Origin of the sequence: Streptomyces sp. 8L, assembly GCF_020176795.1 — a bacterium.
Lineage (GTDB): Bacteria > Actinomycetota > Actinomycetes > Streptomycetales > Streptomycetaceae > Streptomyces.
The window spans coordinates 1-8,096 of the sequence record NZ_JAIUKE010000504.1; the positions used below are offsets into that span (position 1 = coordinate 1).

Annotated in this window: 7 protein-coding genes; 1 reads left to right on the forward strand and 6 read right to left on the reverse strand. The window is 73.4% G+C overall.

Annotated features, from left to right (window positions below):
* Window positions 1-50: 50 nt before the first annotated feature.
* Window positions 51-1,316: an MFS transporter gene (locus LCE31_RS32560; RefSeq protein ID WP_225020852.1), complete on the reverse strand. Its 1,266-nt coding sequence runs from the start codon at window positions 1,314-1,316 to the stop codon at window positions 51-53.
* Between the two features lie 90 nt (window positions 1,317-1,406).
* Between LCE31_RS32560 and LCE31_RS32565 the strand changes: the two genes are divergently transcribed.
* Window positions 1,407-1,880, forward strand: a complete 474-nt coding sequence (locus tag LCE31_RS32565; protein WP_225020854.1) for a winged helix-turn-helix transcriptional regulator — start codon at window positions 1,407-1,409, stop codon at window positions 1,878-1,880.
* A gap of 23 nt (window positions 1,881-1,903) precedes the next feature.
* Here LCE31_RS32565 and LCE31_RS32570 read toward each other — a convergent pair whose 3' ends face one another.
* The 5 genes from LCE31_RS32570 to LCE31_RS41000 form a co-directional block, all read right to left on the reverse strand.
* Window positions 1,904-2,410, reverse strand: a complete 507-nt coding sequence (locus LCE31_RS32570) for a hypothetical protein (protein ID WP_225020856.1) — start codon at window positions 2,408-2,410, stop codon at window positions 1,904-1,906.
* On the reverse strand, window positions 2,407-4,140 hold the full coding sequence (locus LCE31_RS32575) for a DUF885 domain-containing protein (RefSeq protein ID WP_225020858.1): 1,734 nt from the start codon (window positions 4,138-4,140) through the stop codon (window positions 2,407-2,409). Before LCE31_RS32575 ends, LCE31_RS32570 begins: the two co-directional genes overlap by 4 nt.
* Before the next feature lie 70 nt (window positions 4,141-4,210).
* Window positions 4,211-5,461 (reverse strand): ATP-grasp domain-containing protein, encoded by a 1,251-nt coding sequence (locus LCE31_RS32580; protein ID WP_225020860.1) that lies wholly within the window; start codon window positions 5,459-5,461, stop codon window positions 4,211-4,213.
* Window positions 5,458-6,783 (reverse strand): ATP-grasp domain-containing protein, encoded by a 1,326-nt coding sequence (locus LCE31_RS32585; RefSeq protein WP_225020863.1) that lies wholly within the window; start codon window positions 6,781-6,783, stop codon window positions 5,458-5,460. Before LCE31_RS32585 ends, LCE31_RS32580 begins: the two co-directional genes overlap by 4 nt.
* On the reverse strand, window positions 6,780-7,988 hold the full coding sequence (locus LCE31_RS41000; protein WP_225020865.1) for an ATP-grasp domain-containing protein: 1,209 nt from the start codon (window positions 7,986-7,988) through the stop codon (window positions 6,780-6,782). The genes LCE31_RS32585 and LCE31_RS41000 overlap by 4 nt, the downstream gene beginning before the upstream one ends.
* Between the last annotated feature and the right edge of the window lie 108 nt (window positions 7,989-8,096).

Consider the following 8,096-nt stretch of genomic DNA (forward strand, 5'->3'; position numbering starts at 1 on the left):
GACCGGGGCCAGGCCTGCCGTCGTGCGGCGGGGCCAGGGCCGTGGGCTTCTCAGAAGACCTCGGAGCAGTCCGGCAGCGGCCGGTCCTGCTGGGCGTCGTCGCTCCGGCGCTCCTCGCTGCGGTGCGCGTCCGTGGTGTCGGCGCCGGTCCGCGCGGCGGCGGAGCGCCGGCGGGCGTCGGTCGCCCAGACGATCAGCGCGCAGGTCGCGAACGCGGCCCCGAGGAGGCTGGAGGCACCCCAGCCGTGGGAGGAGAAGACGGAGGTAGTGGCGGCCGCGCCGAGGGCGGAGCCGAGGGAGTAGAAGACCATGTAGCCGCCGATCACGCTGCTGGTGCGCTCCGGGTGGGCGGTGGTGAGCACGTGCTGGTTGCTCACGTGCACCACCTGGACCGCGAAGTCCAGCGCCACGATGCCGACGGCGAGCAGCCACAGCGACCAGGGCAACTGCGCGGTGGCGGCCCAGGAGACGATGAGCAGTGCCAGCGCGAGGCCGCTGGCTGGGACCGCCCGTCCGGCGTCGGCCCACCGTCCTGCGCGTGCCGCGCCGAGCGCGCCGGCCAGTCCGGCGATGCCGAACAGTCCGATCTGGCTCTCGCTCAGGTGCCAGGGCGCGTCCGCGAGCGGCAGGGACAGGCCGCTCCACAGGGTGCCGAACGAGGCGAACAGGAAGAATGCGATGAGGCCGCGCGTCAGGAAGAGCCGCTCCGCGAACAGCCCGCCCAGCGAGAAGAGGGCCTGCCGATAGCCGGCGGGCCGGCGGGTGTCGCCCTCGGGCGGCAGGGCGCGCAGGACGAGGGCCGCCAGGGCGAGGGCGAGCGCGCCGAGCACGACGTACATGCTGCGCCAGCCCCACGCCTGCGCGAGCACGCCGGTGACGAACCGCGCGCCCAGAATGCCCACCACCACGCCGGAGGTCACGACCCCGATGGTGCGTCCGCGCTCGGCGGGCGGTGAGACCGTCGCGGCGTAGGCCACGGTGGTCTGGACGACGACGGCGAACATTCCGGCGAGGGCGAGCCCGGCGAAGGCCGTCCAGGCGGCCGAGGCCGCGGCTGTCACGAACAGGCCAGCCGCGGTGATGGTCATGTGCACCGCGATCAGACGGCGCGTGTTGGTGACCACGTCGCCAAGCGGCACGAGCAGCACCAGGCCGACCAGGTAGCCGAACTGGCCGGTGGAGACGATCCACCCGGCGTGTTCCGCCGACACCCCGAGGCTGTCGCCCATCGGCGGCAGCACCGTTTGCGCAGAGTAGATGCTCGCCACCGCGACACCGCACACGGTCGCGAGGAGTAACCGTCGCCAGACGTCCATCGCACCTCCCTATCGAAATAAGTAGCAAAGTGAAACTGTTTTTGACCGTAGGGCATGATGGTTTCAATCCGCAACTCATCGGGAGGTGTCATGCCGAGCACTTCCACCGGCCTGCCGAGCGCCGCCTGGACTGATCCCGACTGCCCGGTGGCCCGCACGCTCGACCTGGTCGGCGACCGGTGGAGCCTGCTGGTCGTGCGGGACACGATGGACGGGGCGCGGTCCTTTACCGAGTTCCAGCGACGGACCGGCATCGCGCGCAACATCCTCACCGACCGCCTGCGCAAGCTCATCGACCACGGGATCCTGACCCAGCAGGCCGCGCCGTCGGGCCGCCGCCGGCAGTACGTGCTCACCGACGCGGGCCGCGCCCTCTTCCCCGTCCTGCTCACCCTGCGCCAGTGGGGGGAGCACCACGCCTTCGCGCCCGGCGAGCCGCACTCCACTCTGGTCGACCAGCACGGCGCACGCGTGCCGGACCTGCAGCCGACCGGCACCGACGGCGCCCCGCTGGATGCCGACACCACCCACGTGCGCAAGACCAGCGGTCCGCCCCCCGGGTGAGGCGACGGCCGCCCGCAGGACGCTCAGGGCACGCGCACCGGCGCGGCGTTCCGAGGCCTTTCACGCGCGGCCCCTGCGGGCCAGACGACGTCCACGGCGATCCCGCGGGCCCGGGCGTAGGCGACCATGTGGGCCGTGGCATCCTGGCCGCTCGACGGTGAGCCGTCCCAGACGGCCAGCAGCCGGCTGCACCCGGCGACCAGCCGTTCGTCCGCGCTCACACAGGCATCCCGGTCCAGCGGGTCGAGCGGCAGCAGCCGGATCTGCGCGGCTAGGGCTCGAAGCTCCCGGTGCGCCCGCAGCGCGCCCTCATTGCCGCCGGGAGGCGCGTCGCCGTGTTCCGGCAGCAGGACTACCAGGCGCCGCCCCAGCTCGTGCGCCACCCGCCCGAACGCCAGCTGCAGTCCGGCGCCGGCGCGTACCAGGGCCGGCGTGTCGGGGGGCAGGCCCCGCAGGTGCGCGCGCAGTCCGGTCCGCACCAGTTCCCAGGTGGCCGGGGTCAGGTCGGCGTGTCCCACTGCCGTGATCATCCGATCCGCTCGCTTCCTCGTCGTGCCGTGTGCTCCGCCGGCAGGTGTCCTGTACGTGCCTGCTCCGCGGCCCCGGACCCGGACCCGCGGGCCAGTTCCGCGCGTAGCAGATCCAGGCCCATCGGGCCCAGCGTCAACGCGTGGTGGTGGAATTGCCGGAGGTCGAAGGCGGCGCCGTCACGGCGGCGGGCCGTCTCCCGCGCTTCCAGCCACACCTTCTCCCCCAGCTTGTAGGCCAGGGCCTGTCCCGGTCGTCCCAGGTACCGGTCGATCTCGAAGTCGATGAACCCCGGGGGGCCGAGCCCGCAGTGCTCCGTGAGGAACGCGCGGCCCAGTTGGGGCGTCCAGCGCTCCCCCTCGTGGAACCCGGTGCCCACGGGGATGCGCAGGCGCAGGTGCAGCCCGATGTCGAGTACGACCCGTGCGGCCCGCAGCAGTTGCCCGGTGGCCAGCATCCCCAGCCGGTAGGCCGGGTCGGCGAGGTGTCCCAGTTCGTCCATCAGCCGCTCGGCGTACAGGCCCCAGCCCTCGACGTGTCCCGGGTGTAGTTCGCACGACAGCCGCTGGAACCGGTTGAGCCGGGAGGTATTGAGCGTGGTCACACCCAGCTGGAGGTGGTGGCCCGGGACCCCCTCGTGGAACATCGTGCCGGGCACGGTCCACGTCCGGATCGGCTCGCCCGGCTCGGGCCTGGTCCACCAGACCGTGCCGGGACGCGACAGGTCCTCGCTGGGTGCCAGGTAGTAGGCGGGCCCGTCGGCAGGGCCGATGCGGCAGTCGATGCGCCGCAGCGGTGCGGGGATCGCGAAGTGGGTCCCGTCGAGGTCCGCGATGGCGGTGTCGGCGAGTTCTTGGAGCCAGTCCCGGAACTGCGCCCGGTCCGTCATGCGGTGGCGGGGGTCGTTGTCGAGCGCCGCCAGGACGCCGGGCACGGGTTCGCCGGGAGCGATGCGTGCCGCCGTCGCCGTCATGTCCCGCTGGATGCGGCGCAGTTCCTCCCAGCCCCAGGCGTAGGTCTCCGCGAGGTCCAGCCGGATCCCGAGGAACTCCCGTACGCCCAGCCGGTAGCGCTCCTCGCCGACCGCGTCCGCGTGCGGAGCGTGGGGCGTGAGCTGTCCGGACAGGTACTCCGCCAGCCCCGCCAGCGCACGGCCGGCGTCCGCCGCGGGCCCCTCCAGCGGGCCGCGCAGCGGGCCGTCCCCGTGCCCGGCGGGCAGACCCGTCAGATATTCCCGCACGTCATGGCACTCCCGGACGTTGCGGATCACCTGGCGGTACGGCGCCACCCGGCCGCGGCGTCGGGCGACCTCCAGGCTGTCCCACAGCCCGGTCAGCGCCCGCGGGACGGCCGACAGCCGCGCGAGCAGCGACTCCCAGGCGGTGTCGCGGCCCCGATCGAGCAGACCCACCGCCTGCCGTACGCGCTGGACGGGCCCGTCCAGGGTGTCCAGCAGCGTGCCGTAGGCGTCGGTGTCGGCCAGCGCCACCTGTGTGGCGAGCCGTTCCCGCAGCACCGCGGCGGCGACGCGCTCCGCCTCGCCGGCCACGGGGGTGCCGTCGAGCGCCTTCAGCAGGTGCCGCGCCCAGTCCGCCCGTTCCCGGACGGCCACGGGTCCGAAGTCGGTCAGTCCGGTCTCCTGGCCGACGATGCCCATCGCCCCGGCGAGGCAGGGGTCCAGGACGGCCAGCTCGTCCACGTACCGGTCGGCGAGATCGTCGAGCGCCGTCATGACCGCGCCCGTCCCGGCGCCGACGGCCCGGCCGCGGCGGCGCCCGCCGCGCCCGACGTGTTCCGCGCCCTCATGCCGGCACCTGTTCCTCGGCCGGGCGGGTGCGGACCGACAGCGAGGCGAACAGGTCCGTGATCCAGCGCCGGCCGCCCTCGAGGGTGTCGCTCGCGACGATCCCGGCGAGCACCGTCTCACCAGACTGGTAGGTGATGTGGCGGGGCAGCGGCGAGCCGGGCGGCAGTTCGTTCCAGGCGATCACGGAGGGGTGGTCGCGGAACGCGGCCGTCCCGTCGAGCCCCTGGAACTCCCGTCCGGCCAGGTGGTGGCCGGGGCAGACGAACCAGCCGTACAGGCGCGCATCGGCGGGCGGTTCGGGAAGCGTGCCGGTGACGCGTTCGCCGAGCAGGGCGCGCAGTTCGTACGAGGGCAGGTGGACGCCCGTGGCCAGCTCGACGGCCGCCACGACGTCGGCGCCGCCGACCCGGTTGCCGACCTCCAGGAAGACCGTCTCCCCGCGGTGCGCGATCGCCTCCAGGTGGAAGCTGCCGTCCTCGATGCGCACGGCCGCCAAGGCACGGGCGACCCAGGCGCGTTCCTCCTGGGAGAGGGCGAGCTGGAACGACCCCAGGGGGCTGCCCTGCGCGTACCCCAGGCAGGTGCCGACGTATTCGCTCGCGGTGAGCACCAGCAGCTCGCCCCCCTGGACCAGGCCGTCGAAGTGCCGGATCGCCCCGGAGACAAACTCCTCCACCTCGAAGTCCGCCAGGTCCTCCCCCGCGTCGAGCCGGGGAACACCGGTGCGGCGGGCCGTGACCGCCGCGGCGGCCTGCCGGGGGGTGTCGAAGACGAGTATGTCCTCGCTGGAGGCGCCTCGGTGCGGCTTCAGCACGCTCCGGCCCTCCCACGGCACCCGGCCGGCCAGGTCCAGGAAGCGCGGCAGCGGCAGGAAGCGGGGCACGCGCAGACCGGCGCCCTCGACGGCCTGTTTCATCAGGACCTTGTCGCGGGACAGGGCCACCTGGTCGGCTGGCGCGCCGGGCACGCCGAGGTGCTCGCGCAGCAGGGCGGCGTCGAGCAGTTCGTACTCCGACACGGAGATCACCCGGTCGAAGTGGCGGGGCCGGTGGGCGATCCAGTCCCGGGCCTCCTCGAAGGCCGTGCGCAGACCCGGACGGCTCACCCGCTCGCAGCGCAGGTGCGGCGGCAGGGTGGCGAGTGCCTGGTCGGTGCCGAAGTAGGTGACGTCGTGCCGGTCGTGGGAGATGCCCCGGTGGTATTCGATCTTGAAGTACGGCACGCGGTGCAGGACGAGGATCTTCATCGGGCGTTCCTCAGGGATGCGGGGGCGCAAAGGACCCGGTCCAGGGCGTCCGACCAGGTCTCGCGCAGGGCGTGGACGACGGTGCGCAGGTCGGCGCCACCACCGCGCAGGACGACGCAGCCCTGGGCCGCGAAGTCCGCATTGTCGCGGGCGACGGCGTGCAGGTCGCGGCGCCCGGCCGACAGCCAGGAGAACTCCGCGACGGTCAGAGCCCCCTCGGCCAGGCCGAGGCGTTCGGCGGTGCGCCGGACGGCGTCGGCGAACGGGTCCGTGCCGGCCATGACGTCGTCCGGGCTGAACGAGCGGTCGCTGGCGACGCCGAGCAGTACGGTCGCCGCCGCGCACCCGGGCACCAGGTCCGGCGCGCCTGGGGCGGTCCCGAAGGCCGTGTCGACCCAGAGGCGGTGCAGGTCGACGCCGTAGACCCAGCGGGCCAGCGACCAGATCTTCATGCCGCCCGGCCGCCGGTTGGGTTCCACCACCGCGGCGCGCAGGCCGTCGTCGCTCAGCTTGATCTCGTTGTGGAAGGGCCCGTCGCACTGCCCGACGAGCAGGTTGGCCTGGCGGCCCGCCCGCACCAGCGTCGCGCGCTCGTGCTCGGCCACCCGGGCGGGCAGGACCTGGGCGATCTCGACCGGGTACCGGCCGGGCGCGCTGATCTTCTCGGTGAGGAACTCCAGCGGTCCCAGCCCGTCGAAGGAGTACTCCCTGCGGTACGGGATGAGCTCCTCGGCTATCACGCCGCCGTCCCGGTAGGGCAGGACCTCGGCGAACACCGCCGTGAGGTCGTCACCCGGCCGGACCACGACGACGCCCCGGTTGTTCCCCTCCGCGGCAGGCTTGACGATGAAGCCCCCGGGGTACTGGGCGGCGAACGTCCTCAGCTGGTCGAGCGAGGCGATCTCGGCGCACGCGGGCACCATGACGCGCTGGGCCCGCAGCAGGTCGGCCACGCGCGCCTCGCTCAGCCGGTAGAGGTACTTGGAGAACGCGCCGGCGGCCGGCCGCGACGCGTCGACAGTGACCCCGAGCCGCTCTAGGAGTTCGGCGCCGCTGCACACGGCGTTGTCGGAGAAGACGATGCCCGCCTTGATGTGCTCGCGCCGGTCGCCGAGCAGCTTCTCCCCCATCTCGGCGAAGTCGTCGCGCAGCGGGTCGAGGTCGATCACCTCGTCGGCGATACGGCGGTCCAACTCGGTCGGGTCGGCGCGGACGAGCACGACCCTCGCGCCGTGGCGTTCGCGCGCGTGGTCGCGCAGGTGCCGCACCTCGTCGACGCGGCTGAGGTTGTAGTCGACGATGAGGAGGATCGGCCTGGTCATCCCCGCTCCTTTTCGTACATGGTCTCGATGGCGTGCTCGGAGGCGGGCAGCAGCCGGGTGAGGACGGCGTCGCGGTCGGCTCGGTCCATGCGCCAGAGCACCTGACCGAGGAACACCTCGCGCGAGGATGAGTGCACGACGTCGCCGGGTTCGAGCAGGACGTGCGCGACGACGGGCTCCAGCGGGAGGTCGTCGTTCAGGCCGACGGCCCGGATCGTCCCGGGCTCGGCGAAGAAGACCCGGAAGAACGTCGCGGAGCGGCACGGCGTGGTGCCGTCCGCCGCGAACGAAAGGCTCCGGAGCGTCGCGCCGAAGCTGTCCGGCCGGTCGGCCGTGAGCAGCGAGTCGAGCCAGAGGTCGAGCAGCCCGGGGCCGCCGGTGAGCGCCGCCACGCTGGGGGAGATCAGGCTGCCGCCGACGCGCGGGTTGACCTCGATCAGGTCCCAGCCGGACGCGGTGTGCCGCGCCTCGACGTGGAAACACCCCCAGTCGAGGTCGAGGACGTCCAGCACCCTCGTCACCCAGTGGATCCCGGCGGCGACCTCCTCCTGCGACAGGCTGACGGGCGGGCTGACGCAGGCGTTCTCCAGCACGGTGTCCGCGGTTTCCGTCACCTCGCACTTCTCGTGCACCGCCACGACGTGCGGCTCGGCGTCGACGGCGATCACCTCGAAGCTGAACTCCCGCCCCGGCACGTAGTTCTCGACGAGGAAGTCCATCCCCGGCAGGGCCCCGCGGTCCGCGCCGGCCTCCGGGGCGCCGGGGCCGGGCCGCGCGGTGAACACGTCGGCGTAGACGGTGTCGGAGCGGGCCTCGGCGGTGATGCGTTCCACGTCGCTCCACGTCGTGTCCGCCGTGAGGGGGAACGCGCCGAAGGAGGCGATGCCGCTGACCGGCTTCACGAACCAGCGGCCGCCCTCGCGCAGGCGTTCAGCGAGGGTGGCGGGGGTCAGGAGGGACGCCTGGCCGCGGCTGAGTCCGGCGTCGGCGAGCCGGTTGCGCAGCGCCAGCTTGTCCCGCAGGTCCAGGACCTGCTTCTCGTCCAGGTCCGGCACTCCCAGGCGGGCGTTGGCCAGCGCCATCAGGTGCCGGTACCCCTCCCACACGGTGAGGCAGCACTGCACCTGCTCTCCCGCCGCCCGGAGCCGGTCCAGGCAGTCCTCCACGTCACGGGCCGTCAGGACGTGTCCGGTGGTGACGTGCACGTCGTGGGGGGGGGGGGGGGGGGGGGGGCCCCCACCCTGTTGCAGACGGCCGCGGGCGACGCGGGTGGTGACGCCGCCGACGCGGCCCAGGCGATGCTCGTCACGCTG

Coding starts and splice junctions, on each gene's coding strand:
- LCE31_RS32585 (WP_225020863.1), bottom strand. CDS start 6,783: ATGACCAGGCCGATCCTCCTCATCGTCGACTACAACCTCAGCCGCGTC.
- LCE31_RS32580 (WP_225020860.1), bottom strand. CDS start 5,461: ATGAAGATCCTCGTCCTGCACCGCGTGCCGTACTTCAAGATCGAATAC.
- LCE31_RS32570 (WP_225020856.1), bottom strand. CDS start 2,410: ATGATCACGGCAGTGGGACACGCCGACCTGACCCCGGCCACCTGGGAA.
- LCE31_RS32575 (WP_225020858.1), bottom strand. CDS start 4,140: ATGACGGCGCTCGACGATCTCGCCGACCGGTACGTGGACGAGCTGGCC.
- LCE31_RS32560 (WP_225020852.1), bottom strand. CDS start 1,316: ATGGACGTCTGGCGACGGTTACTCCTCGCGACCGTGTGCGGTGTCGCG.
- LCE31_RS32565 (WP_225020854.1), top strand. CDS start 1,407: ATGCCGAGCACTTCCACCGGCCTGCCGAGCGCCGCCTGGACTGATCCC.